The following is a 24,776-nucleotide window of genomic DNA, read 5'->3' as shown; positions in this document are numbered from 1 at the left end:
ACGGCTGCGGCGGTCAGCCGGCCGGACGCGCGGCACGGATGCGGGCGACCCACTGCTCGAGGTCGCGGATGCTGCTCTCGCGCAGCTCCGGATCGCGCACCAACGACGCGAGCTGCGAGCGCAGCTCGTCGCGCGCGCGGAACAGCCGGCTCTTCACGGTGCCCCGCGGCACACCGAGGATCTCGCCGAGCTCCTCGGTCGAGAGCTCCTCCCAGTAGTGGAGCTCGAGCAGGATCTGCTGGTCGAGCGGCATGCGTCGCAGCCCCCGAACGATGAGTCGCTCCTGCTCGCTACCGGCGAGCGCGGAGTCGGGCGAGGGCAGCAGCTCGTCGATGCAGCTCTCTTCGAGCGCCGCGTCGACCCCCCGACGGCCACGGGTGCGCAGGTGCATGAGCAGCTGGTTGCGCGCGACCGCGAGCAGGTATGCGCGGAACTTGGAGCCCTCGCGAAGGCTGTCGCGGCTCTGGATCACCGCCACGAAGGTGCGCTGGCTGAGGTCCTGCGCCGCGACGTCGCCGAGCTTGGCCGCGAAGAAGCGGAACACCGACACGAAGTGTCGCTCGAACAACGCGCTGCCAGCCGACGCATCGCCGCCGCGCCAGGCCTCGAGCAGGGTTGCGTCGTCGTCGGCCACCGTGGATTCCAGCCGGGGCCACGATACCGCAGGCGCGCGCGATCGTGCGCGCGAAGAGGTGATCACGGCAACGGCGACGGCACGCCTCGAACGCGGGGGGCAGTTCGCGGGCCGGTTGGGCAACTTGCACGGTCGCATCGCACCGGCGCGGCGCCGCAGCGCCCGCGCGCACGCGGGAACCTCTCGGCACGGGACCTGCTCACCCATGGGGCAATGTCCACGCGCGCCTCCAGCCTCGTCGTCGCCCTCGCGGTCGTCTCGCTCTCGTCGGCCTGCGCCGGCGACGACGACGAGGGCGCCGAGGGGGGCTCGTTCACCGGCGCGAGCGCGAGCTCGCCGTCGGGCACCGTCGGCGAAGGGACGCTGGGCGACGCCGACGGCAGCGACGGCAGCGGCGGCGACGGTCCCACGACGATGCCCTCGAGTACCACCACCACCGCCGACGACGGCAGCAGCGACGGGGGCAGCGACGACGGCACCAGCGGCGGCGAGGTGCCGTTCGACGCGGGGCTGTGCGGCGAGCCGGTTCCCGGCGGCGCACCGGTGCCGCCGGCACCACCTGCCTACTCCGGCGGCGCGTGTCCGATGCTGCAGCCCGGCTACAACACCGGCTTCATGGCCGGCGGGTTGAGCCGCGAGTTCGCACTCATCGTGCCGAGCGCGGTCGACGACACCGGCACGTATCCGCTGCTGTTCGCCTGGTATCACATCAGCGGCAACGCGATGGACTTCGTGAACGAGGTCGACGCCCAGGCACTTGCCGACGAGTCACGGGCGATCATCGTGATCCCGCAGGACTCGGGGATGTTCCAGGCCAAGTGGCCGGACACGCCCCTCGACATCGGGCAGTCGGGGGTCGACCTCGCGATGTTCGACGACCTCTACGCCTGCATCTCGCAGCAGTACGCGATCAACCAGCAGTGCGTGTCGTCGCTCGGCGTCTCCGCGGGCGGCCTGTGGACCTCGTACCTCGGCACCGTGCGCGGGCAGTACCTCGCCAGCGACCTGACGATCTCGGGCGGTCACCCCTCGGAGATCGTCGGGCCGTGGTGGCCGTGGAACTCGCCGCGCCCGTTCGCGACGCTGGTGATGTGGGGGGGCCCGAGCGACATGCTCGGCATCGACTTCAACGCCGCCTCGCTCAACCTCCTGGCCGACTACACCGGCAGCGGACACTTCATCCTGCGCTGCGAGCACACCGGCGGCCACGGCGTGCCGCCGGCGGGCGATGGCGATCCGCTGAAGACCGCGATCCACTTCGTCCGCAACCATCCTTTCTGGCTCGACGGTGACTCGCCGCTCGACAACGGCTTGCCCAGCTACTACCCCAGCTACTGCGTCGTGCCGTGAGCCAAGCGCCGAGGGCGAGCCGGTGACGCGGACGGTGGTACAACCACCGTCGACGGCCCCTTTCGAGTGTCGACGTCGCTGCGAGATCAACGCGTGGTCGTGCTCGACGCGCAGAGCACCGGCGCGTCACCGGCCCACGGTCACCTGCTCGAGCTGGCGTGGACGATCACGAGCGCCGCCGAGCTCGCGCCGCCGTCGTGCACGAGCGCCAGCGTGGTCGCACTGCCCGAGGGCGCGAGCATCCCGGCAGTCATCGTCGGCCTCACGGGCATTGCGGCCGCGGACCTGGCGGGTGCGCCCTCGGATGCGTCGCTGTGGCAGCGCCTGCTGGCGCAGACGCACGTCGACGCGGCCGACGACGCGGTGTTGCCGGCAGTGGCCCACTTCGCCCGCTTCGAGCGGTCGTTCCTGGTGCCGCTGCACGAGCGCGTGGCGCCCGGACGGCCGTTCCCTTTCGAGCTGCTGTGCACCAAGGAGATCGCGCGGCGGCTGCTGCCGGGGCTGCCGCGCGTGGGCCTGCGTGCACTCGCGGGTTACTTCGGCCACGACACCGACGAGCCCCGTCGCGCCGGTGCGCACGTGGCCGCGACGGTGCTGGTGTGGCGCGACCTCGTCGACGCGCTCGCGGCGGTCGGCGTGCTGACCCTCGCGCAGCTGCGAGCGTGGCTGCAGCAGCCGGCGCCGCGGGCAGCCAAGCGCAGCTACCCGATGCCCCGCGAGCGCCGCCTGGGACTGCCCGACGGCCCCGGCGTCTATCGCATGCTGCGGGCCGGTGGTGCGGTGCTCTACGTCGGCAAGGCGCGATCGTTGCGGCGCCGCGTCAACACCTACTTCCAGAAGCAGCAGCACGCCGCCGGTCGCACACTGGAGCTGCTGAGTCAGGCCCGCGATCTCGAGGTCACCGCGGTCGCGTCGACGCTCGAGGCTGCGCTGCTCGAGGCCGACGAGATCAAGCGCTGTGATCCGCCGTTCAACGTCGCGCTCAAGGCCGGTGATCGTGCGGTGTGGTTCGCTTGTCGCGGGCTGTCGCGGCAGTCGCCCGCGGTCACGCGCATGCGGCCGATCGGTCCGTTGGGCTCACCGTGGGCTGCGCGCCGCGTGGTCGCACTCGCCGAGGGCCTCGCGAGCGACGACGACGAGGACGCGGTCGCGGCCCTGCGTCGCGCGCTGGGGGGATGGCACGATCACCACCTGCCGGGGCCCGAGGCCGCGGCACTGCTTGCCGCGCGGGACCGCCTGCGCGAGCGCCTCGGCGTGCGACTCGATCGACGGGCGGTGGCGCGCGAGGGTCGGCTGGCGGCGCGCGAGGCCGCCGCTGCGCGCACACGCGTCGACGACGAGGTCGACCCGGACGGGGACGGGGAGCCCGAGCCCGAGCCCGAGTTCGAGTGGACCCCGGAGCGCATCACCGAGCACCTGCACGGGCACGTGCTCGCGCTGGCCCACGAGCTGCGCCGTGCCGCGTGGCTCTCGGCGCTGTCGGAGTCGCTGGTCGAGTTCGTCGACCACGGTGTCGCGCGGGTGTTGGTGCTCGAGCGTGCCTGCGTGGTCGCGCGCTTCGACGCTCGCGACGCGCCGCCGCAGGCGTCGCCGCCGGGCTGGCGACGCAGTCGGCGGGCGCGTGCACGCAGCTTCGATCTCGCGAGCTTCGATCGCCTGCGGGTCTTGAGCGCCGAGCTGCGGCGCGTGCTCGACGAGGGCGGCGAGGCCCGCGTGGTGCTGTCGCCGACGCGTGCGCTCGCCGGCGAGCGGCTACGTCGCGCGCTGGTGTGGGGCTGACGTGGGTCGGCGCCGCGGTTGACAGCCCCGGGTTTGCCGCTAAACGCACGGGCGTGAGCCCCCGTGCACGGACCTCCACGTTGCTGCTGATGATCCTCCCCGCGCTCGCGTGCAGCACGGATGGGGCGCAGGCGCCCGATGGGACCGGCGGCACCGGTGGCGAGGCCTCGACCTCCGCGGGCGTCGGTGACAGCTCGGGCGAGTCGGGCGCGCCCGCGCCCACCGCGGTCGGGCGCTGCGAGTACATCAGTCCGTTCACGCAGGGCGCCGAGTGTCGCGAGTACATCGGCGCCGGCTGGACCGAGGCCGACGTGACCGGAGCATGCGACACGCTGGGCGGCACCGCGACCCTCGCGGCGGGCTGCAGCCGCGACGGCAGCCTCGGCGAGTGCGTGCTCGATGCCGGTGGCGATCAGGTCACGCGCATCGTCGTCTACGGCGACGACCCCGGCACCTGTGCCGATCAGAAGACCGGCTGCGAGGTCTTCGGCGGTGGCGCGTGGGAGCCCGCGGCGATCTGCGACGATGGTGGCGACTCCGGTGAGCCGCCGCCGCCCGGCTCGGTGTTCGAGCAGCCGACGCGTTCGTGCGTCGAGCCGCTGGCCGGCGAGCCACCTGGGTTGTCCGAGGGCGGGCAGGTGTGCACGTGGTGGATGATCTCCGGCGCCACCGAACCGGGGCGACGCTTCGTCGACTACGGCAGCTGCGACACCGTGCTGACCCAGCGCCCCTACTATCCCGCGCCACCGGCCGCCGGCTTCGACGCCGTCGATCCGCGGCTCGACGATCCCGCCTACGTCGACGAGGTCGCGTGGGTGCGTCGCGAGATCGAGGCCAGCGCGTGCGTGTGCTGCCACTCCGACGTCGCCCCCCAGGGCGCGTCGATCTGGACCATCGACGCGCCCGACAACTGGGTGAACTCGTTCTCTCCGACCGGCCTGGCGTTCGCGGGTGGCATCATCGATTCGACGGCGTTCGGCGCCTATCCGCCGGCGCAGAACAACGGCTTTCATCGCGACACCACCGGCCTGCCGACCACCGACCCCGCGCGCCTGCGTGCGTTCTTCGTGGACGAGCTCGCCCATCGCGGGCTCACGCCCGCGGACTTCGCCGACGCCCCGCCGGTCGGGGGCCCGTTGGTCGATCAGCTCGAGTACGTGCCGGGCCCGTGCACGGCGGGCGAAGGCGTTGCCGCCGATGGCACCGTGACCTGGACCGGCGGCGACGCCAGATACGTCTACGTACTCGAGTCGGATGCGCGCAGTCCCACCGTGCCGCCCAACCTCGACATTCCCGACGGCACGCTGTGGCGCATCGACGTGCCCAGCGACGGCCAGCCGCTGCGCAGCACCGAGGTGCAGTACGGCATCACGCCCGCGGGCACCACCCGACGCGTGCCCGAGGACGGCGCCCCGGCATCGCTGGTGGCCGGGCGCAGCTACTACCTGTACGCCGCACGCGACGTGCTGCAGCCGGTGACCCGCTGCGTCTTCACGTTCTGACCCGCGGCGGCGAGCCGCCGTCGGGGCCCGTCACTTCAGGCTGCACTCGATCAGCATCGCCGTGACGTTGTCGTCGCCACCGGCCTCGTTCGAGCGCTCGATCAACTCGGCGACCGCCGCCTCCGGGTCGGCCTCGCCGGCGACGATCTCGTGGATCTCGGCGTCGGTCAGCATGCCCGACAGGCCGTCGGAGCACAGCACGAAGCGGTCGCCGTGCTCCACCTTCACGCAGCTGAGATCGATCTCGACGGTCTCGCGCATGCCGAGCGCGCGCGTGATGACGTTCTTGTGGGGGAAGTCGCGGATCTCCTGCTCGGTCAGGTCGGGACGCGCGTCCTTCCAGTCCTCGAGCAGCGAGTGATCCCGCGTGAGCGCATGGATCGAGCCGTTGCGGATGCGATAGCAGCGCGAGTCGCCGACGTGGGCGACGTAGGCCTTGGTGCCGTTCAAGTGGAACGCGACGATGGTGGTGCCCATGCCGCGCTGGTGGCGGTTGCGCATCGAGGCGTCGTGGATGCGCTCGTTGGCGAGGCAGATCGACGCGAGGATGCGGTTCTCCGCGAACGGCCGCTGCGGATCGTAGCGATACGGCCACGTGACGTCGGGGTCACGACTGGTGCGGTAGAACTCGCCGATGACCTCGGTCGAGAGCTTGCTCGCGACATCACCCGAGGCGTGCCCACCCATCCCGTCGGCGACGAGGAACAGCCGCTCCTCTTCGATGAGCGCGAAGTAGTCCTCGTTGTGGGTCCGCTTGCGACCGACGTCGGTGCGAGCTGCGTAGCGGATGCGCACGATGACGCATCGTAGAGCCGCGGCCGCAGGGCCCGCAAGCGCGATCGGGGGCGTACGCCAAAGTTCGTCGGCCCGCCGGGGCGATGCCGAGGCTGCGCCGCACCCGGCCGCGCGTGGCCTCGCCAGCGGCGGGCGCGAGGGGCCGGGCTGCCCGGGGCGCCGCCGGTTCGCGCCCGAGCGCGCGACGACGACCTCGGGTCCGGACCCCGCAGCGGCCCCGCTTCGGGGCGTGCGCTCACGCGTCGGGGTAGGCCCGCATCAGCGCGTCGTACAGATCGCTGGTGTCGAGCAGCTGAAGGCGCAGCGGGCCGAACGCGATCCAGTCGCCGCTGTGCACCGCGAGGGCGTCGCCGGCCGGTAGGGGCTTGCCGGCGACGGTGGTGCCGTTGGCCGACCGATGATCGGCGAGCTTGAGCGCCGCACCGTCGCCGTCGACGAAGTGCGCGTGCAGCTTCGACACGAACGGGAACCGCAGCACGACGTCGCAGTTGTTGGCCCGCCCGACGCTGATGCGCTCCGGGAACGGATTGCCGGGGCGCTTGCCGACCTCGACCACGCGCCACTCGCCCGGGTAGGGGTCGCTGGCCTCGAGCTCGTCGGTGCGCACCGCGACGGTGTGGTACTCGAACCGAGCGGCCTCGGTGGCGCTGCCGGTGTTGGCGTGCTTGAGCAGGAACCAACGGGCGTGCCGGGCGATGAACGCCGCGCGCCCGAGCTGTCGGGCCTGCTCCCAGAGCGGACGGGCGTCTTGCACGGACGCTTCGCAGCCTAGCAGTCCGCGGCGAAGGCCCGCAACGCGACACGGGTCGACGCGCCTGCCGACCTCGGCTGCCATGCCGTGTGGATTGGAGGTAGCCTCGCTGCGGGCGTGAGGGCAGGGGGCCGGCGGTGGCGGTAGCGGCAAGCGTGGTTCGAAGGGTGCGACGGTGGGGCTTGGCCGCGTGCGCGTCGGCGTGCGCGTGCGCCTTCGACAGCGCAGGTGTTCCCGCGGGTGACGGCAGCACCGCCGCGTCGACGACCAGCCGCGGCACCGTCGACGGCGCCGAAGGAGCCGACGGCAGCAGCGGCACGCAGCCGCGGCCGCCGGGCGATCTCGGCGGCGGCGTCGATGCGGGCACGCCGTGGGCACCGTGGGCGCAGGGCCACCCGATTCCCCCCGGGCCGCCGGTGGACGGCGATGCCGCGGCGGGGCGGGCTGCGTTGCTCGAGAACGGCTACGTCTCGTGCGGCATCCCGTGGGTGGTGTTCCCGTTGCTGCAGCCGTTCCTCGGCGGCATGGCCTCGGAGCCACCGCTGCCCGGCCGCACCGGCGCCAACGCGATGGTGCCGTACAACTGGACCGTCCACACCAACGCGGCGGGCGTCGAGATCACATCGCTCAATTGTCTCGAGTGCCACGTCGGTCGCTTCGATGGCGAGCTCGTGCTCGGGCTCGGCAGCGCCGACGTCGACTACACCGGCAATGCCGGCGCCACGTTGGCCGGGCTCCCGGTGCCGCAGATCGACATCCCCGGCATCGAGGAGTTGCTGCGCTTCGCCCAGCGCTACCAGGTGCTGGGCCCCGAGATCGTGATGCACACCGTCGGCACCAACCCCGCCGACGAGGTCGCGGCGGTGTTGGCCGCCCATCGCGATCGCGACACGCTGGCGTGGAGCGACGCACCGCTGGCCGAGGTGCCCGACCTGGTCGCGCCGGTCGACACGCCGCCGTGGTGGCGCACCAAGAAGAAGCACGGGCTCTTCTACAACGGCATGGCGCGCGGGGACCACCGCGGCACGATGATGTTCGCGTCGTCGCTGTGCACCGACACCATCGACGAGGCCGAGGCCATCCTCGACTACTTCGACGACGTGCGTGCGTTCATCGCCACCATCGAGGCACCGGTGTACCCGTTCGCCATCGACGCCAGTCTGGCCGACGCCGGCGCCGAGGTCTTCACCGCCAACTGCGCGGGCTGCCACGGCACCTACGGCGACGCCGGCAGCGACGACGACGACACCTATCCCAACCTCATCTTCGATGTCGATTTCGTCGGCACCGATCCGCTGATCGCCGAGTACGCCGCGAGCACCCCGCTCGTCGATTGGTTCAACGGCTCGATCTACGGCGCGGTCACCCAGCTGGTGGTCGACGATCCGGTGGTCGGCTACGTCGCACCGCCGCTCGACGGCATCTGGGCCACTGCGCCGTACCTGCACAACGGCTCGGTGCCGAGTCTGGCGCTGGTGCTCGACAGCGCGGCCCGGCCCACGCAGTGGCAGCGCGTCGACCACGACACCCGCAACTTCGACGAGCTCGCGCTCGGCTGGCCTTGGTTCACACCTTCGACCGGGTGGGACGACGCGCCACCCGAGGTCCGCAAGCACATCTACGACACCACCAAGCAGGGCCACGGCAACGGTGGCCACGACTTCGGCGACCACCTGAGCGACGATGAGCGTCGCGCGGTGCTCGAGTACTTGAAGACGCTCTAGTCCGCGACCGCGACCAGCAATCGCTCGGCGCGGAATGGGCGAGCCAACGTCGCCGAACCGTGGGCGTGCTCGGCCCAGCTGCGCGCGTCGCCGTCGGCGATCGGACGCAGACCGACGGCGAGCACCGCCTGGGCGGCGGTGGTCGGGGTCATCGCGCCATGCAGCGCCTCGCCGAGCCCGCGGAACGCCAGCCGCGTGATCGAGCGAGCGCCGGGGATCGGCAGCAGCACCAGCTCGGGCACCGCGTAGGTCATCATCAAGTGGCTGCCGGCGGCCGAGCGCGCGCCGATGTCGGCGAGCGTGGCGTGGATCGCCGCGGGGTGGAGGTAGGGCGTGACGCCCTCCCAGATCCACGCGGTGGGCACGGCCGCGTCGTGGCCTTCGTCGACGAGTCGGGTGTCGAGACGCTCACGCTCGAAGTCGACGGCGACGAAGCGCACCGACGCCGCACAGGGCCTGCTCGTGCCCACGCGCGCGCGCTTGGCCGCCTGCGTCGCGGGGTGATCGACCTCGAAGACGTCGACGTCGTGCAGTGCATCCATCCGCCATGCGCGTGCGTCGAGGCCGGCCCCGAGCACCACCAGCTGGCGGCAGCCGTCGTCCTTCGCGGCCAGCACGGCGGCATCGATCGCCGCGGTCCGCAGGCACACGTGATCGACCATGCCGAGGGTCACCGCGCGGGCGAGCGTGCGGCCGACCGCGCCGTGCGTGAGCGCGAGCGCGGCCCCCATCGGCCCCGGCAGCAGCTGGGCGGCGAGTGGATCGAGGACGTGGGCAGTGGTGCCGACACCACGCCCGAAGGCCACCGCCATGGCGGTGAGAGAGGGCCAGTCGCCGCGCATGTCGGCGCAGCCTACCCGATCGCGGGCGCACCCGCGCGGCGCGGCGCGGCCTCGTCGATGCTCGCCGGGGCCGGCGTGATCCAGCTGCAGATCGGACACGCGGCGGCGTCGTGGCCACGCGCGGGGCAGTGCGCGCGACCAAAGTAGATCATCTGCAGGTGGCGCTTGCCCCACTGCGCGCGCGGGAACGCGGCCCGCAGGTCACGCTCGGTCTGCACGACGTTGCGTCCGTCGGACAGGCCCCAGCGCGCCGCGAGGCGATGGATGTGCGTGTCGACCGGGAACGCCGGCACGCCGAACGCCTGCACCAGCACCACGCTCGCGGTCTTGTGGCCCACGCCGGGCAAGGCCTCGAGCGCGTCGGCGTCGGCCGGGACCACGCCGCCGTGGCGCTCGATCAACAGCCGCGCCGTCGCGTGCAGGTGCTTGGCCTTGGTCGGTGCGAGCCCGATGCTGCGGATGTGGGCGAGGATCTTCGCCGGCGTCATCGCGGCCATCGCCTGCGGCGTCGGGGCCACCGCGAACAACCCCGGCGTGACCTGGTTGACCGCGCGATCGGTGGTCTGTGCGCTGAGCAGGACCGCGACCAGCAGCTGGAAAGGATCGCCGTGATCGAGCGGGATCGCGGGCTGCGGGTGCAGGCGGTCGAGGATGCGACCGATGCGGCGCACGCGGGCGGAGATCGCCGCGCGGGGGTGAGCAGGGGAGTTTCGCATCGCCGTGCGCGAGGGTAGCAGGGGCGCTTTGGCGGTGGCGATCGGGCCGGCGTTGGTGTCCCGCGCACGGCCGCACCCACGCGCGGCGGGCCCATGTCGTGGGTGGTCGGGGTCGCACGCGATCGGCAAGAAGTCACCAGAACGACGATGTCCGACCGCACCGTGTTGGCCCTGCTGCCGCCCGCGCCCGATCCCCCGGCCCGGGGGCTGCCACGCGAGGGGTTGTGCATCGAGCAAGCGCGTCGCTATCGCCTGCGCGAGCGCATCGGCGAGGGTGGCATGGGCACCATCTGGCGCGCGACCGACGAGGCGCTGGAGCGCGAGGTCGCGATCAAGTTCCTCAAGCGCGACGTGCCGGTCGACTACCGCCGCCGGTTCCGTCGCGAGGCGCGTCTGGGCGCGAGCTTCGATCACGCCAACCTCACGCGCGTGTTCGATGCCGGCACGCGACTCGCCGACGGTGACGACTGGATGGCGATGGAGCTGCTGCATGGGCACGACCTCGGGGCCCTGCTCGAGGCCCATGGACGGCTCGGTGTGCCGGTGCTGCTCGATGTGTTCCGTCAGGCCCTCGATGCGCTCGAGTACGTGCACGGCCAGCGGGTGCTGCACCGCGACATCAAGCCGTACAATCTCTTCCTCGCGCGCACGCCCACGCGCGCCGGCTTCGTCGTCAAGCTGATCGACTTCGGCATCGCACGGGTGCTCGCGGGTCCCGAGCCGGTCGACACCCAGCTCATCGGCGATCCGCGCTACATGGCGCCGGAGCAGACCGTGCTGGGTGGCCCGCTCGACCCGCGGGCCGACCTCTACGCCCTGGGCTTGTCGCTGGTGCAGGCCGCGACCGGGCACCATCCCTTCTTCGCGTTGTTCCAGGCGCCGGTGTCCGCGTTGCTCGAGGGGCATCGTCGCGGGCTGCCGTGGCGGCCGAGCTCGGCGCTGCCCGGGGGGCTGCCGCGTGCCTTCGCGGAGGCGTTCGACGCATTCCTGGACCAGGCCTGCGCGGTCGAGGTCGAGGGCCGCTTCGCCGACGCGGCGGCGATGCGCGCAGGTCTCGAGCAGCTGGCCGCAGCCGCTGGTCGGCCGCTGCCGTCGCCACGCGTGGTGTGATGAAAGGGCCGATGGATCGCGCACCGTCGGCCGCCTCGGCCGATGGTCGCGATCATCCCGCGACCGCGGTATGGTCGCCGGCGCAGTGGCCGAACCGTCGTCTTGCTCGAGCTGTGGCGCCGAACACCGGCCGACCGACAACTTCTGCGCGAACTGTGGGAATCGCCTGCGCGAGCCCCCGAAGGAGGGGCCGTGCCGCGAGTGCGGCGTGGTGGTCCCGACCGGGATTCGCTTCTGCGTCGAGTGTGGCGCCTCCGAGCCGCATCGCGGCGTGGTGAGGACCGCACCCGCGCGCAGCGGCAGCAGCACCGCGACGCCCGCGAGCGCCGACGCGTCCGCCACCCCACCGCGGACCTCGCCCACGCGCACGGCACCGCCGAGCAGCTCGCGCACGCCGTCGTCGACGCGCACGCCCGCGGCCGGCAAACCGCTCGGCGAGCCGCCGCGTCCGCCCGCGTCGCTCAAGCGCAACGGCACCGGCGAGACGCCGGCTGCGAAGCCATCCCCCGCAGCGCCCGCGAAGCCCAGCGCCGCAGCGCCGAGCAGGCCGACGACGTCGGCGAAGCCCACCGCGGCGGCCAAGCCGGCGACCGGCGCGACGCCGGCGGTGGGCGCGATGCCCCAAGCCGCGACGGCGGCCACAGCTTCGCCGCGCGCCAACACCGGCAAGACGCCGACCGTGGCTGCACCCCCGCCCGCGCCGCGTCCGAGCACGGTCGTGCCGACCGGCGCACCTGCGGTGCAGCCGGCCGCGACCGCCGCAGCGTCGTCGACCACCGCCGCGCCCGAGGCGGTGCCGCCGGTCGCACCGCGTCGTCGCTCGAGCGTCGAGCTGTTGGCCGCACCCGAGGGCTGGCCCGACATCACCGACGAGCTGGCCGAGGTGCGCTTCTTGGTGCTGCAGGGCTTCGAGGACGAGGCCAACGCGATGCTCGCGGCGCTGCGTCAGCGCTTCGGCGCGCATCCCGATCTCGAGCGCGTCGAGGGGGCCAAGCGGCTCGGCGATCCCGCGGACGACGGCGGCGACGATGCGGTGCGAAAGCGACGCGAGCAGCAGATCACGGTGCGCACCGAGTCGGTGTCCGGGCCTGCGCCGCAGGATCCCAACGTCGCGCTCGAGCCGACACTGCCGGTGCTGCGCGAGACCCCGCGGCCCGTCGCGCCGCCGAGCGCGGCCGCGCCCAGCGGGCCATCGCCCTCACCGGCGTCGATGACGGTCGTGGCCCCGCCACCTTCGCCGGACCCCGTGTCGCCCTCGCCGGCGTCGATGACGGTCGTGGCCCCGCCACCTTCGGCGCCGCCGGGTGCCGTGGCTTCGCCGCCGTCGGGTGCCGTGGCTCCGCCGCCGTCGGTCGCGGCCACGTCGTTGCGCGGTGGTCCCCGCGTGCCGCCACGGGGGCTCACGTTGCCGAGCCCGGCGGTCGCCACCGACACGCCGGTGACGAGCTCGGCCCCCGCATCGCCGCCCGGCGCCGCCGGCAAGCGGACCGTGCGACTGCCCGATCCCTCCGAGCTCGAGCCGGTGTCGCCGCTGTCGCGCCCGTCGATCTCCGCTTCGGACTCCGCGGCCGAGACGCTCGAGTTCGACGTCGACGCCGAGATGCCCGACGATCCCGCGTCGCTGTCGACCTCGGCGGGGGTGCGCCTCGACGACGTGCGCGAGCAGGACGTCGACGACGTCGGGGAGACCGTCGTCGATCTCGCGTTCGAGCCGCAGGATCGCACGGTGATCTCCAAGGCTCCGCCGCGTCCGCCGGTGTTCGACGACGCGCCGAGCGGCGACGTCGACGCGACCCTCACCATGGACCATGCGCCGCCCGAGGCCACCTTCGAAGGCACCGTCATCGCGCGCATGCCCTCGCCGCCCGCACCGTGGCGTGGCGACGATGCCGACGAGGCCACGCACACCGACACCGGGCCGACGCTGCCGCGCACGACGATCGTGCCCGACACCGCCGGGCGTCCGCCCACGCCCGCTCCGTTCGGGGGCGCTCCGCCGCCGGGCAGCACGTTGGTGCCCGGCACCTCGCCGCCGGCCGAGTCACTCGCGAGCGTCGCCGAGGATCCCGACGAGGACGACGACGACGCGGCCACGATCGCGATGCAGCCGCTCGAGGCGGCGCAGCTGGTCGCCAGCGCGTCGGGCAGCGGCTGGTCGGGACCCTCGCCGGCGGTGACCGGCGCGACCGCACCGCCCGGCGTGTTGCAGGCGGTGCCGCCCGCGGTCACCGGGCAGACGTTGCCGCCGTCGTCGCCCGCCGCGGAGGAGGTGTCGACACAGCCGGGCAAGTCGACCGGGCCCCGCGCACGGGGCGACGCGCGGACCTCGGGGGTCCGTCTGGTGATGTTGGGCGCACAGGGTGAGGCCGTCGCCGAGCGCACGCTCGCCACCGGCAGCACGTTCGAGCTCGGCCGTGAGCCTGGCGCGCCGTGGGGCGACGACGAGTTCATCGAGCCTCGCCACGTCCGCGTGCTCGCGATCGACGGCGGCTGCAGCTTCGAGGAGCTGGTGCCGACCGGCGCCGTGTTCCTGCGCGTGCGTGGGCGCGCGCGCCTGCGCGACGGCGATCAGCTGCGGGTCGGGCAGTCGCTGCTGGCCTATGATCGCGGTGATGACGACACCGCCGGCGGGCCCTGGGGGCGGCTGACGATCCACTACGCGCCCGACGGCACCACCAACGCGATCCCGCTCGGCGGCGGCGGCATCATGCTCGGCCGCGAGCTCGGCGACGTGACGCTGCCGGACGACACCTTCGTGTCGAGCACGCACTGCCGCTTCGGCTGCGATCAGAACGGGGTCTTCGTCGAGGACCTCGACAGCAGCAACGGCACCTACCTGCGACTGCGCAACGGCGATCGGGTCGACTACGGTTCGTGCGTGCTGGTCGGTCAGACCCAGTTCGCGCTGCAGAAGCGGTGATCGGCCTTTAGCCGTCGCTGCGGCGCGCGGCGAGGTCGACGTGCAGGCCGCACTCCTTGTTCTCGTCGTGCTCCCACCACCAGCGGCCCTCGCGTTCGTGCTGCCCCGGCAGCACCGCGCGGGTGCACGGCGCACAGCCGATGCTGACGTAGCCCTTGGCGTGCAGCGGGTTGAACGGCACCGACAGCGCACGGATCGCGTCCCACACCTCGTTCGAGGTGGAGCCGCAGAGCGGATTGAACTTCAGCAGCTCGCCGCCGTCGCGCCCGCGGAAGCGACCGTCCGGCTCGATCGCCTCGATGCGGGCGCGGGTCTGGGGGTTCTGATCGCGACGCTGTCCGGTGATCCACGCCCGCAGACCACCGAGCTGGCGCTGCAGCGGCGCGACCTTGCGAACGCCACAGCACTCCTCGTGGCCGTCACGGAAGAACGAGAACAGGCCCTTGGCCGCCACCAGCGACTCGACCGCCGCCCGCTCCGGGAACAGCACCTCGATGCGGATGCCGTAGTGCTGCTCGACCTCTTCGATGAAGCGATAGGTCTCGTCGTGCAGCCGACCAGTGTCGAGGGTGAACACGCGGTAGCGCGCGTCGCCGTGGGCCTGCGACCACTGGTGGGCATACTCGACGAGCAGCACGTCCTCCGCACCGGAGAACGAGATCGCGACGTCGTCGCCGAACACCTGCAGCGCGCGGCCGACCAGCCAGGCTCCGCCCCGACCTGCGGCCTCGCGGCGCCACGCGTCGAGTGAGCTCGTCGCGTCGTTGGGTCGATCGTCAGGCATACCGTCGTGCTCCCAGGCCCATGCCGCGCATCATCGCGCGCCTTGGGCCCTCGCGCGTCGCGGATTTCCACCGTCATCGAACCGGCGGCGCGCGGCGCGGCACTGCGCGCCACGTTCGAGCGGTGCGCGCGTGCGCAGCTTGTGGCGCCTGGGGCGGGCCGCTAACCTGGGCGTCTTGCCGTACAAAGGTGTTCGACGGATGTCGATGCGCAGTGCAACCCGTGGCGTGTGTTGGATCGGTGGGCTGGCCCTGGTGGGCTGCTCTGCCGGCGACTTCGACATGGGGCTGACCACCTTCGGCACCGCGTTCTCGGCGGGGCAGACCACCGCCGCCGACGGTGGCAGCGACAGCGACGGGACCAGCGGTGACGACACGGCCGCGGGCACCACCGGTGCCGACGGTGGCGCGAGCACGGCCGCGAGCACGGCCGGCAGCGCCGACGCGACCACGGCGCTCGATACCGGCGCGAGCGCCGAGGCCGGCTGCACGCCGAGCGACGAGATCTGCGACGGCATCGACAACGACTGCAACGGCACCATCGACGACGGCGATCCCGGTGGCGGCAGCCCCTGCGACACCGGCATGCCGGGTGCTTGTGCGGCCGGCACCACCGCGTGCGTCATGGGCGAGACCACCTGCACCGCCGATGCGCCCGGCACGGCCGAGAGCTGCAACGGCGCCGACGACGACTGCAACGGCAGCATCGACGACGGCAACCCCGGTGGCGGTGCCGCGTGCAACACCGGCATGCAGGGCGTCTGCGCCACCGGCTCGCAGCAGTGCAGCAACGGCGCGCTCTCGTGCGTGCAGACCGTGAACGCAGGCGCGGAGCAGTGTGGTGACGGGCTCGACAACAACTGCGACGGCAGCGTCGACGAGGGCTGCGGCTGCGCCCACGATCAGTGCGCGACCGGGGCCGCGCTCGAGGACGGCTGCACCGGCTGCGTGAGTTCGGTGTGCGCGGTCGACAGCTACTGCTGCACGACCGCGTGGGACAACGTCTGCGTGCTCGAGGTCGCCAACGAGTGCGGCAGCTACTGTCTCGGCAGCTGCTCCCACTCGCCGTGCAGCACCGGCGGCGCGTTGACCGACGGTTGCGACCCCGGCGATTGCGTCTCCGAGGTCTGCCTCAACGACAGCTACTGCTGCACGAACAGCTGGGACGCGCAGTGCGTCGGCGAGGTGCTGACGTACTGCGGCGTCGTCTGCCCGTAGCCGCTACGCCCTCAGAGCAGCGAGAAGTCGCCGTTGTCGGTGACGTGCCACTGCAGCGTGGGGTTGTCGATGCAGAGCTGCACGTCTGGGACGCTCGCCGACAGCCCGGTGTGGGGGAACGCCTCCAGCACCCGCTCCTCGATGATCCCGTCGGCGCAAGTGGGGTAGAGGCAGCCAAAGAACTGCGGCAACGAGCCCAGGATGCTCGAGTTCGCGTCGACCACGACGTTGTCACTCACGACCTCGAAGGTCAGAGTGCCGTCGGCCTCGCAGCCGCCCGTCACCACCAGGTCGAAATCGATGTCGACCTCGGGATCGCTGCCGGTGACATCGGCCGCGAGGTCGGCGTCGAAGTGCAGCGTGTGCTCGTCGAGCTTCCGACTCTCGACCCAGTTCTTGCCGTAGAGGTGCCCCCAGTAGAGCGGGTTGTCCTCGTGGATGGCGTTGCCGATCATCGACTCGACGCGGCTCACCAGGCTGTCGGCGGGGAACACCGGCAACAGCAGCGGCGAGTTCAGCTGCCAGGCCGGCTCGGCGCGGAGCGTGGCGTGATCGAACTCGATGCTGGTCCAGTCGTTCTTGCCGCCGCCGATCCACAGGCAGCCATCCGGCTCGGCGTCGAAACGGCGCTGGAAGAACGTGACCCCGCCCAGCTGCAGCTGGACCTCTTCGAGGCACCACCAGTCCTTGCCCTCCTTGGTGATGCGGAACAGCTCGACGTCGCTGACCTGATCGATCGCCGGGGCGCCGTTCACCTCGGACAGTGACACGTGATAGGTGCGGTTCTGGCCGCGCTCGAAGTCGTCGCCGCCGTAGTCGATCCAGGTGCCGTTGTTCGACGGCGTGTAGCGGGCCTCGTGGGTGTTCAGCTGGATCAGCACGCCGTCGTCGGTGCCGGCATCTTCGATGTCGGCGGTCACCAGGACGACCTCGGCCTCGACCACCGTACGATCGGTGCCATCGGTCGTGAAGGCACAGGTGGTGGCCGACCAGCGGGTGCCGTGGGTGTTCCACGTGCGCACGCGGAAGCACGAGGGCGTGTCGGGGGTGAGACCGACGGCCGTCAGCGTGGTCTCACCGGACAGCGGCCCGAAGGTCACGATGTCGGTGAAGCTGTCATCGCCGTTGCTGCGCTCGATCGCCGTGCCGAGCTCGAAGTCGGAGTGGTCCTGCCAGCGGAACATGATCGCGGTCGCATCCCGGGCGGTGATGATCGGCGTGCCGGGGTTCGCCGGCGGGTCGTCGGCGTCCGGTGGCGAGGGCGGTGGCGGTGGAGGTGGCGGCGGGGTCGTGGGGTCGAAGCCCGGCAGCCATGGGTCGGGGTCCGGCAGCGGCGGCTTCGGGAGCGCGTCGGCATCGCGGGCCAGCATCGTGGTGGTGAGGACCAGCAGTGCAGCTGCGGCCCAGCGTCGATCGATCGTCGGCATCGTGGAACTCGTCTCGGGGTTTCGCGCGCGACAGACCCCAGCGCTGGGATTTCGATCATGCTCGGCGATCGGGTTTCCATCCCGCACCGCCCACGGCACACTCCCGCGAATGCCGGATGTCCACGAACTCGAGCTGTTGCGCGAGGAGCTGTTCGGTGCAGACGCCGGGTTCCTCCGCGTGCGACGCCTGCACCTGCGCAACCTCGCGGCCGACGGCTCGCCCTCGGCGGCCTACGTCTGCGACTTCGCCGTGCGGCCCAAGGGGGTCGACGCGGTGGTGGTGGTGCTGTGGCGGCGCGAGGCCGGGCGGGTGATGGTGCTGCTGCGCGAAGGCCTGCGGCCGGCACTGTGGTTCGGCCGCGACGACCCACCGCCGCCGGTCGCCGAGTCGCGGCGCTCGCCGTGGATGATCGAGGTCGTGGCCGGCATCATCGAGCGCACCGACGTCGGCGAGCACGGCGTGCGGGCGCGGGCCGCCGCGGAGGTCGATGAAGAGGCCGGCTTCACGGTGGCGCCGCATGCGTTCGAGTTCCTCGGCGCGGGTACGTTCCCGACGCCCGGCTCGATGCCCGAGATGTTCTGGTTGCTGGCCGCCGAGCTGCCCGCGGACGCCGTCGCCCGCGAGCCGGGTGGCGACGGCAGTCCGATGGAGCACGGCGCCCGCACGCACTGGCGCGAGCTCGACGCCGCGATCGAAGCGTGTGTGGCGGGCGAGATCCGCGACGCGAAGACCGAGCTCGTGCTGCGACGGCTCCGCGATCGGTTGGCGGCGGCTTGATGCTGCGGCCGCGCGTCAGAGCGCGATCGGTGCCGGCGCGCCGGTGATCTGCACGTCCATGTAGTAGACGTCGCCGGGCTGGCCGGTGAAGAACATGACGTGCTCGAGCTCGCCGCCGCCGGTCGCGAACACGCCGTTGGCGAGCTCGGTGGGGATGCCCGCGGCGAGTTCTTCGACCTGGATGAGATCGCCGCCGTCGGTCATGAAGATGCGGTCGACTCGGCTGGTGCCGCTCGGACCATCGACGCCGCCCTGGTCGACGACGTAGAGGTTGCCGCAGACGTCCAGCGTGATGCCGTCGGAGAAGCCGGTGAGATCGGCGACCATGGTCGGCTGCCCGATCGGCATGCCGCTGCCGCTGATCGAGATGCGCCACAGCTGGCTCTGGTCGTAGCGCACGAAGAACGCCATGCCGCGCAGCTCGTCGTAGATGACGCCGTCGGCGGTCGGCAGGTTCGCGATCAACGTGTTGCCCTCGGTCGCGAGGTCGTAGCGGCGGATGTTGCCGCTGCTGAACTCCGAGTACCAGATCGCGCCGTCGGCGTCGGCGTAGACCGCGTTGGGGATGAACGGCACCATGAGGATGCGGTCGTGGCTGCCGTCGGGGTGCAGCAGATCGATCGCGCGGTCGGCCAGCTGCAGCATCGCGATGTCACCCATCGAGGTGTAGCGGATGCCGAGGGTGCTGGTCGACGCAAAGTCGGGCGTCACCGTCACGTCGGTGCGCGTGATGCCGATCGAGGCGAAGTCGCCGGGGTCGGCGTCCGGCACCTCGTCGCCGATGGTGAGGCCGGTGACATCGATGCGGACCAGCCCGTTGACATTGCGGCCGATGAAGCCGCCGTTGCCATCGGGCGCCATGTCCTCGGCGCCCAGCGGTCCGCCCATCGAGGTGAGTCCACCCGGCCACGGCTCGAACCACTGACCCGCGTGATAGACATCGAACGGCCCCATCGCGAGCGAGTCGCACTCCGGCGGATAATCGATGGGATCGACGGTCGTCGCCGCGGTCGGATCGGTCTCCATGCCGGTGTCGGGATCGACCGTGGTCATGCCCATGGTCGTGGTCAGCGTGGTCGCGGCGGTCGCATCGGTGTCGGTGACGTCGCCGGTGCTGCCGGTGTCGGCGATGGAGTCGTTGGTGTTGCCGAACAGGCCGTCGAGCAGGGTGTAGAAGGGTTGGATGTCGCGGCCCGCACAGCGCACCTGTCGTGCGGGATGCTCGATGCGGCAGTCCTCGAGCGCACGCCACTCGCCCTTGCCCATCGCAAAATCGTCGGCCGAGATGTAGCCGATGTTGGTCTCGCTGGTGTTGCTCGGCAGCGCGAAGCGATAGCTGACCGAGGTGCCATACGCGAGCGGCATGGTCGGTCGCACGCGGTAGGCCTGACCGTAGGACTCCGGCGGTTGCGCGCCCGCCGGCGGGCCGACACAGAACTCGACGTCGGCATCGAGCGACTCGGGCTGGATCGCGATGCTCAGCACGCTGTCGGCGGACTGCAGCAGTCCGCCGGCGCGGCCGATGGTCGTGCAGGTCTCGTCGAGCTGCCCACAGCCCGTCGCCGTCGCGGCCAGCACCGCGAAGGTCACAAACGACCGCCGGGGCGACGCCGCACTGGACCCCATCGAACATGCCATGGCTCGGAAGCCTAGCACGCGCGCACGCCCGGAGGTCGTGCTAGCTTGCGGTACGTGAGCGTTGCAGGAGTGGTCCGGAATCGGCGGCGGGCTCGCGGCTGGGTCGCGTTGTCGCTGTTGCTGGCCTGCGGCGAGGACTCGAAGGTCGCGATCGGTCCCGCCGGCGGTCTGGTGTCGTCCGACGACGAGACGCTGACCATCGTGATCTGGCCCGGCGCCATCGGCAGCTACATGGACTTCGAGATCACGCCGAGCACCATGCCGCCCGACTCGTTCGGTCGCGCGTACCTGGTGCGGCCCAACGTCGAGCTCGACGTCGATGCCGAGATCATCTACCGCGGCGAGCTCCCGACCAACCTCGCATCGGCGCGCATCGGTGCGATCACGCAGGACGAGTACAGCCAGGGCAACGCCGACTGGAAGCCGATTCCCGCCGAGCCCGGGGCCGTCGACGACAAGGAGGGCACCGTGCGTGCCCACGACGACGAACTCGCGCTCTACTACACGTTGCTGGGCGACGGCGTCGACACCGTCGCCGACACCGGCGATCCGAGCACGGATCCCAGCGGCGACCCCACCGGTGACACCTCCGACAGCGCGGCCGAGTCCGATCCCACAGGTCCGCCGGTGTCCTATGCCAACGACATCCAGCCGATCTGGGACGCCAGCTGCGCAAACATGGCGACCTGCCACCTGCAGCCGGGTCCGGCACAGGGGCTCGATCTCTCGGGCAATTCCTACGACGCGATCGTCGACGTGCCGTCGGTGCAGACCGGGCAGCCGCTCATCGATCCCGACAACCCAGATGGCAGCTACATCCTGCTCAAGATCGAGGGCGACTCGTCGATCCTCGGCGGGCCGATGCCGTCGATCGGGACCCCGCTGACGGCCGATCAGGTCGACACGATCCGCAATTGGATCGCCCAAGGCGCGCCGGCCTGAAGCGGCGGGCGCCGGACGAACGAGCGGGACCCCTCGCGGGGTCGCACGCCTAACCCGAGATGCTGATCCCGCTGCCGTCGCAGGTCCAGGCGTAGCTGTTGCCGAGCACCAGCGCGCCGAGGTGGTTGCAGAGCTCGCCCATGGTCGTGCCGGGCACCACCAGGGTCGGCGTCGACGACTGATCGCGGCTGGGCACGCCCGCAAGCAGGAACTGCGGGGTGTTGAACAGCACGCCGGCGTAGCGACGCACGGCCGCGTCGGCGACCTCGCGGGCGACCGGCGCCAGCGGTGAGTCGAGCGGCGCGCCCATCACGGCCTCGATGGCCGCGACTTCGCCCGAGTCGCTGATCTCCGATTCGGTGATGATGCGGTCCTTCACCGCCTCGGCCACGTCGAGGAGGGTCGCTTCGGGGCTCGCGTATGCGACGTCGAGCAGCTGGCTGATCCAGTCGACGTCGGCACATGCGCCGCCCAGCGGGCCGGTGCAGTCGCCCCCGAACTCGATGCGCAAGCCCTGGCCGGTCTCCTGCTCCCAGTGCAGCAGGCCGGTGAAGTCGACGCCGTTGAAGCCGCTCTCGCTGTCGTTCAAGAACACGCCGACGTCGCGCAGGAAGTCGATCTGCATCGGCTCTTCGCTGCACGGCGGGAACTCGCCGGTACCGCAGTTGTTGCCCGGCAGCTGGTTCTCGCCGGGGTAGTCGCCGAAGCGCTGCGCGCGGTCCCACCACATCGCCTGCGACAGCGAGTCGAGCAGCACCATCGCCGAGTAGCGGTGCAGCGCGTCGCCGACGCCGTTGCCACGTGCGGTCGGATCGCTCGAGCTCTTGGTGAAGGGATCGAACAGCGCCGGCATGTGGTAGGCCGTCGAGGCGCCGCAGGCATCGGGCGGGTTCTGGTTGAAGTAGGGGTTGGTCGCGAGCGTCGCCAGCAGGTGCCGCAGGCTGTAGCGGTTCTCCGCGAAGGCCTGCGCCAGCGCCAGCATGGTGTCGTGCTGGGCCTCGTTGCGCGGGAAGTTGTTGGCGACGGTGAGCGGGTAGCCCATCGCCTCCTTCCACACGCGATTGGCGATGTTGGCCGAGAAGATCCACGCGAACGCGACGTTGACGTCGGTCACCGTGCCATCGGGCTCGGTCTGCAGGCCGCCGTCGTACAGCGCCTCGAAGCCCATGCGCATGCGGTCATCGAGCTGCGTGATGGTCGAGCCCAGCTCGTACTCGCCGACCATGTAGGCCTCGTCGGGCGTGAGCAGGTAGTCGGCGTCGGCGTTGAAGTTGAAGAGGCCGCAGCTCGCGTCCATGCCCCACGCGGTCTGGCTCCCGGGCGGCGCGCCCTCGGGCGCCAGCCACGGCGTGCTCGAGAAGCCGTAGCGACGGAAGATGGCATGGGCCCGCGGCGCGTTGGGCAGCGCAGCGTCGGGGCCATAGACCGCGAGCTCGACGTTGCCCGGCAGCGGCCAGTGGCGATCGAACGCCGGGTCGGCGTTGTCGGTCACCGACATCTCGGTGCGGTGGCAGTCCATGCACTCGGTGAAACGACCGAGGTACGACGACTCGAAGATCTTGCCGTAGTTCGCGATGTTGATCGCCTCGAGCTCGGCCTGCGTCACGTTGCCGGCGACCACCGGAGCCGATTGCCGCGCGTACATGTCCGCGCGGTAGGCCGGCGAGATGTCGTCGAGCAGCAGCGAGCTGTAGACCACGTCGCCGAGGCGGAACGACTGCCCGAAGTTGGCCGAGGCCGGGTTGTCGCGGATGTGCTCGGCGACGTCGGTGCCGCCCGCCGCGTTGGTGAAGGTGTCGTAGCAATCCTCGTTGCGGCGGTCGGAGTTCACGTTGACGCGCAGCTGGTCGTAGATCCACTGCTTCCAGCGATCGAGGTAGTGATCGCCGCTGGCGAGCCCGAGCGCGACGGTGTAGCGGCCATCGACGCCGAGCGCGTCGAGCTGCTCGACCATCTGCGCGATGACCCGTGCCTCGCGGATGCCCTCGACGCGGCGGCCCTGGATGAGCGGCACCACGCGCTTGGCCCAGGCTTCATCGCCGGCGTCGCACAGCTCGGCGTCGCCGTCGGGCCCCGGGGGCTCGCCACCACCGTCGTCGGCGGAGGTCATCCACACGCCGGGTCCGCTGTCGTCGACCGACGAGTCGGTGAAGCCCGAGGCCGAGGCCTCGGCGTTGGCGTCGTCGTCGCGGCAGCCGCTGCTCGCCAGCGCCGGCATGAGCGCGAGCGCCAGCAGGGCCTGCCCACGCGTGCGTAGGGTCGTCGTGATCGTGGTGTTCATGCCAACCCCAGGTAGACGTCGCGGACGCGAGTGGCGGCTTCGACCTCGTCTTGCACGCCGCCGCGGACGTCACCGACCGCGAACGACTGCGAGGAGAAGGGATAGATGCCGAGGGTCTGCAGCACCATCATGCGGTTCTCGGCTGGCGTGACGTAGTCCATCGCGTAGCCGTTCTCGGCGCCACCCGGGTCGTAGTTGATCGCGCCGTAGCAACCCGAGCTCTGCACCGGGCCGCCGATGAAGATGGTGATGTAGCCCCACGGCCAGTGGTTGGTGCCGGTCTCGCCGCCGGCGAGCTGGCGTTCGGGCGTGCGGCCGAACTCGGTGTTGATCACGACCATCGTGGTGTCGAGGTCGATCAGGCCCGGCGCGGGGCCGTTGGTCGAGATGATCTCCGTCAGCGCGCGCAGGGTGTGGGGGATGTTCTGCGCCGCTTGCACGGTGTGCAGCGTGTGGCTGTCGTGGCCGCCGTTGGGATGCGGGTTGATGCCGGTGTCGATCCACAGCACGTAGCGGGCCTGATCGGTCTCGCGCGTGAGCAGGTTGGCGGCCAGCCGCGCCTGCATGCGTGGCATGTCTTCCGGGCGCTGGTTGCCACCGCCGCACTCGGCGGCACCGGGCGGCGCGATGGGGTTGAACTGGTCCGCCGAAAGCACCGCCTGCAGCTCGGGCGCGTGGCGCCGCGCGAAGTCGGAGTACTCGTAGTTGCCGCGCTCGAGCGAGCGGGCCGGCGCGCCGAGGCCGTCGACGCGGAAGCGGGCCTCGTACTGCTGGCGGTAGTAGGTGATCGCGGTGTCGAACGCGGCCCGGTCGTACGGGCCCGTGCGCGCCAGCAGGTTCGACAAGAGCGAGTTCGCGGCGACCGTCACGCCCAGCGGTCGCGCCGAGCCGGGGTGGAAGCCGACCGCCGATGCCGACAGCGAGTTGAAGGTCGAGAAGCCGGTGCCGGGGTAGAGCACGTAGGAGTACGGCGTGGCCCGCAGGCCGCCGCCGGCCTCCGGGTTCTCGCTGAAGTAGCGCTGGATCGAGGTGCCGACCCCGGCGAGTCGCGGTTGGCCGAGGCGGTCGCCGGTGAACGACAGCGGGTTCGCGCCCTCGTGGGCGACGTTGTCGTGGCGCTGCACGACGATGCGCATGCGCGCGAGGATGTCGGGGCGATCGCGCAGCGGATACGCCCACGGACCGAGGTTGAGCGCGACGCCGTTGCCGTCGTTGATGCCCAGCGGCGACCACAGCTCACCGGCGAAGCCGCAGGTCGCGAAGCGGGCGTCGCGATCGAGCTGATCGCCGAAGTTGCCGGCCTCCGGGGAGAACTGGTGGACGTAGGTGAACTCGGACGCACCCCACTCGGGCACCGTGTAGAAGGTGTCCCAAGGGCTCATGCCACCGTTCATGTGCAGCTCGAGCACGTTGGTGGCCATGCGATCCGCCGGCAGGATCGCGTCCATCTTCTCGCTCGGCCACGCGCCCCAGCCGGACGCACGCGCGCCGCGGGGGTACTTGAGGATGCCGAACACACCTGCGCCGGCGGCCGCACCTACGGTTGCGGTCGTACGCAGGAAGGATCGTCGTCGCATCTTGCTGGGC

The 24,776-nt window shown here is 71.6% G+C and carries 19 protein-coding genes; 9 read left to right on the top strand and 10 right to left on the bottom strand.

Going from position 1 to position 24,776, the window contains the following annotated elements:
- Positions 1-13 precede the first annotated feature (13 nt).
- A complete protein-coding gene (locus IPH07_17710) occupies positions 14-634 on the bottom strand; it encodes a sigma-70 family RNA polymerase sigma factor (protein MBK6919236.1) in 621 nt (206 codons plus the stop codon).
- 213 nt (positions 635-847) lie between these two features.
- Between IPH07_17710 and IPH07_17705 the strand changes: the two genes are divergently transcribed.
- From IPH07_17705 to IPH07_17695, 3 genes are all read left to right on the top strand, one after another.
- Positions 848-1,984: a hypothetical protein gene (locus IPH07_17705; GenBank protein MBK6919235.1), complete on the top strand. Its 1,137-nt coding sequence runs from the start codon at positions 848-850 to the stop codon at positions 1,982-1,984.
- Positions 1,985-2,077: 93 nt separating this feature from the next.
- Positions 2,078-3,763 carry a GIY-YIG nuclease family protein gene (locus tag IPH07_17700; GenBank protein MBK6919234.1) on the top strand — a complete coding sequence of 562 codons (1,686 nt, stop codon included), beginning with the start codon at positions 2,078-2,080 and terminating at the stop codon, positions 3,761-3,763.
- Positions 3,764-3,852: 89 nt separating this feature from the next.
- On the top strand, positions 3,853-5,265 hold the full coding sequence (locus IPH07_17695; GenBank protein ID MBK6919233.1) for a hypothetical protein: 1,413 nt from the start codon (positions 3,853-3,855) through the stop codon (positions 5,263-5,265).
- A 30-nt stretch (positions 5,266-5,295) separates the two neighbouring features.
- Here the strand turns inward: IPH07_17695 and IPH07_17690 are convergent, their stop codons facing one another.
- Positions 5,296-6,060, bottom strand: coding sequence for a Stp1/IreP family PP2C-type Ser/Thr phosphatase (locus tag IPH07_17690; protein MBK6919232.1), 765 nt, complete (start codon positions 6,058-6,060; stop codon positions 5,296-5,298).
- A 235-nt stretch (positions 6,061-6,295) separates the two neighbouring features.
- Positions 6,296-6,814: an FHA domain-containing protein gene (locus IPH07_17685; protein MBK6919231.1), complete on the bottom strand. Its 519-nt coding sequence runs from the start codon at positions 6,812-6,814 to the stop codon at positions 6,296-6,298.
- Positions 6,815-6,993: 179 nt separating this feature from the next.
- Here IPH07_17685 and IPH07_17680 point away from each other — a divergent pair, with 179 nt between their 5' ends.
- Positions 6,994-8,535 (top strand): c-type cytochrome, encoded by a 1,542-nt coding sequence (locus IPH07_17680; protein ID MBK6919230.1) that lies wholly within the window; start codon positions 6,994-6,996, stop codon positions 8,533-8,535.
- On the opposite strand, the gene IPH07_17675 is transcribed toward IPH07_17680, so the two are convergent.
- Together IPH07_17675 and nth are read right to left on the bottom strand one after the other, a co-directional pair.
- On the bottom strand, positions 8,532-9,377 hold the full coding sequence (locus IPH07_17675; GenBank protein ID MBK6919229.1) for a class I SAM-dependent methyltransferase: 846 nt from the start codon (positions 9,375-9,377) through the stop codon (positions 8,532-8,534). The genes IPH07_17680 and IPH07_17675 overlap by 4 nt on opposite strands.
- 11 nt (positions 9,378-9,388) lie before the next feature.
- The gene (gene nth / locus IPH07_17670; protein MBK6919228.1) at positions 9,389-10,093 is read right to left on the bottom strand and encodes an endonuclease III; all 705 of its coding nucleotides are present in this window, start codon (positions 10,091-10,093) and stop codon (positions 9,389-9,391) included.
- A 147-nt stretch (positions 10,094-10,240) separates the two neighbouring features.
- Here nth and IPH07_17665 point away from each other — a divergent pair, with 147 nt between their 5' ends.
- Positions 10,241-11,203, top strand: a complete 963-nt coding sequence (locus tag IPH07_17665; GenBank protein ID MBK6919227.1) for a serine/threonine protein kinase — start codon at positions 10,241-10,243, stop codon at positions 11,201-11,203.
- 85 nt (positions 11,204-11,288) lie between these two features.
- Positions 11,289-14,123 (top strand): FHA domain-containing protein, encoded by a 2,835-nt coding sequence (locus tag IPH07_17660; GenBank protein MBK6919226.1) that lies wholly within the window; start codon positions 11,289-11,291, stop codon positions 14,121-14,123.
- A gap of 7 nt (positions 14,124-14,130) precedes the next feature.
- Here IPH07_17660 and IPH07_17655 read toward each other — a convergent pair whose 3' ends face one another.
- Entirely contained in the window at positions 14,131-14,907 is a 777-nt protein-coding gene (locus IPH07_17655; GenBank protein ID MBK6919225.1) for a phosphoadenylyl-sulfate reductase, read from the bottom strand.
- A gap of 199 nt (positions 14,908-15,106) precedes the next feature.
- Between IPH07_17655 and IPH07_17650 the strand changes: the two genes are divergently transcribed.
- Entirely contained in the window at positions 15,107-16,123 is a 1,017-nt protein-coding gene (locus IPH07_17650; protein MBK6919224.1) for a hypothetical protein, read from the top strand.
- Positions 16,124-16,134: 11 nt separating this feature from the next.
- Here the strand turns inward: IPH07_17650 and IPH07_17645 are convergent, their stop codons facing one another.
- On the bottom strand, positions 16,135-17,550 hold the full coding sequence (locus IPH07_17645) for a hypothetical protein (GenBank protein ID MBK6919223.1): 1,416 nt from the start codon (positions 17,548-17,550) through the stop codon (positions 16,135-16,137).
- Between the two features lie 109 nt (positions 17,551-17,659).
- Here IPH07_17645 and IPH07_17640 point away from each other — a divergent pair, with 109 nt between their 5' ends.
- Positions 17,660-18,328, top strand: coding sequence for an NUDIX hydrolase (locus IPH07_17640; protein ID MBK6919222.1), 669 nt, complete (start codon positions 17,660-17,662; stop codon positions 18,326-18,328).
- Between the two features lie 15 nt (positions 18,329-18,343).
- Here the strand turns inward: IPH07_17640 and IPH07_17635 are convergent, their stop codons facing one another.
- Positions 18,344-19,966 carry a hypothetical protein gene (locus tag IPH07_17635; protein ID MBK6919221.1) on the bottom strand — a complete coding sequence of 541 codons (1,623 nt, stop codon included), beginning with the start codon at positions 19,964-19,966 and terminating at the stop codon, positions 18,344-18,346.
- Positions 19,967-20,074: 108 nt separating this feature from the next.
- Between IPH07_17635 and IPH07_17630 the strand changes: the two genes are divergently transcribed.
- Complete coding sequence (locus tag IPH07_17630) at positions 20,075-20,908, top strand: hypothetical protein (GenBank protein MBK6919220.1); 834 nt, start codon at positions 20,075-20,077, stop codon at positions 20,906-20,908.
- Positions 20,909-20,957: 49 nt separating this feature from the next.
- Here the strand turns inward: IPH07_17630 and IPH07_17625 are convergent, their stop codons facing one another.
- Together IPH07_17625 and IPH07_17620 are read right to left on the bottom strand one after the other, a co-directional pair.
- Positions 20,958-23,189: a hypothetical protein gene (locus tag IPH07_17625; GenBank protein ID MBK6919219.1), complete on the bottom strand. Its 2,232-nt coding sequence runs from the start codon at positions 23,187-23,189 to the stop codon at positions 20,958-20,960.
- A complete protein-coding gene (locus IPH07_17620; GenBank protein ID MBK6919218.1) occupies positions 23,186-24,766 on the bottom strand; it encodes a DUF1501 domain-containing protein in 1,581 nt (526 codons plus the stop codon). The genes IPH07_17625 and IPH07_17620 overlap by 4 nt, the downstream gene beginning before the upstream one ends.
- Positions 24,767-24,776 lie beyond the last annotated feature (10 nt).

The sequence above is a fragment of the Deltaproteobacteria bacterium genome (genome assembly GCA_016709225.1).
GTDB lineage: Bacteria > Myxococcota_A > Polyangia > Nannocystales > Nannocystaceae > Xiheibacterium > Xiheibacterium phototrophicum.
Note: the sequence above shows the minus strand (reverse complement) of the source record. Positions and strands in the feature narration are given on the sequence as shown.

Bases quoted from the DNA above. Each gene is read 5' to 3' on its own strand.
- IPH07_17695 (MBK6919233.1), top strand. From the start codon at position 3,853: ATGATCCTCCCCGCGCTCGCGTGCAGCACGGATGGGGCGCAGGCGCCC.
- IPH07_17665 (MBK6919227.1), top strand. From the start codon at position 10,241: ATGTCCGACCGCACCGTGTTGGCCCTGCTGCCGCCCGCGCCCGATCCC.
- IPH07_17655 (MBK6919225.1), bottom strand. From the start codon at position 14,907: ATGCCTGACGATCGACCCAACGACGCGACGAGCTCACTCGACGCGTGG.
- IPH07_17625 (MBK6919219.1), bottom strand. From the start codon at position 23,189: ATGAACACCACGATCACGACGACCCTACGCACGCGTGGGCAGGCCCTG.
- IPH07_17705 (MBK6919235.1), top strand. From the start codon at position 848: ATGTCCACGCGCGCCTCCAGCCTCGTCGTCGCCCTCGCGGTCGTCTCG.
- IPH07_17640 (MBK6919222.1), top strand. From the start codon at position 17,660: ATGCCGGATGTCCACGAACTCGAGCTGTTGCGCGAGGAGCTGTTCGGT.
- nth (MBK6919228.1), bottom strand. From the start codon at position 10,093: ATGCGAAACTCCCCTGCTCACCCCCGCGCGGCGATCTCCGCCCGCGTG.
- IPH07_17650 (MBK6919224.1), top strand. From the start codon at position 15,107: ATGTCGATGCGCAGTGCAACCCGTGGCGTGTGTTGGATCGGTGGGCTG.
- IPH07_17635 (MBK6919221.1), bottom strand. From the start codon at position 19,966: ATGGCATGTTCGATGGGGTCCAGTGCGGCGTCGCCCCGGCGGTCGTTT.
- IPH07_17645 (MBK6919223.1), bottom strand. From the start codon at position 17,550: ATGCCGACGATCGATCGACGCTGGGCCGCAGCTGCACTGCTGGTCCTC.
- IPH07_17620 (MBK6919218.1), bottom strand. From the start codon at position 24,766: ATGCGACGACGATCCTTCCTGCGTACGACCGCAACCGTAGGTGCGGCC.
- IPH07_17675 (MBK6919229.1), bottom strand. From the start codon at position 9,377: ATGCGCGGCGACTGGCCCTCTCTCACCGCCATGGCGGTGGCCTTCGGG.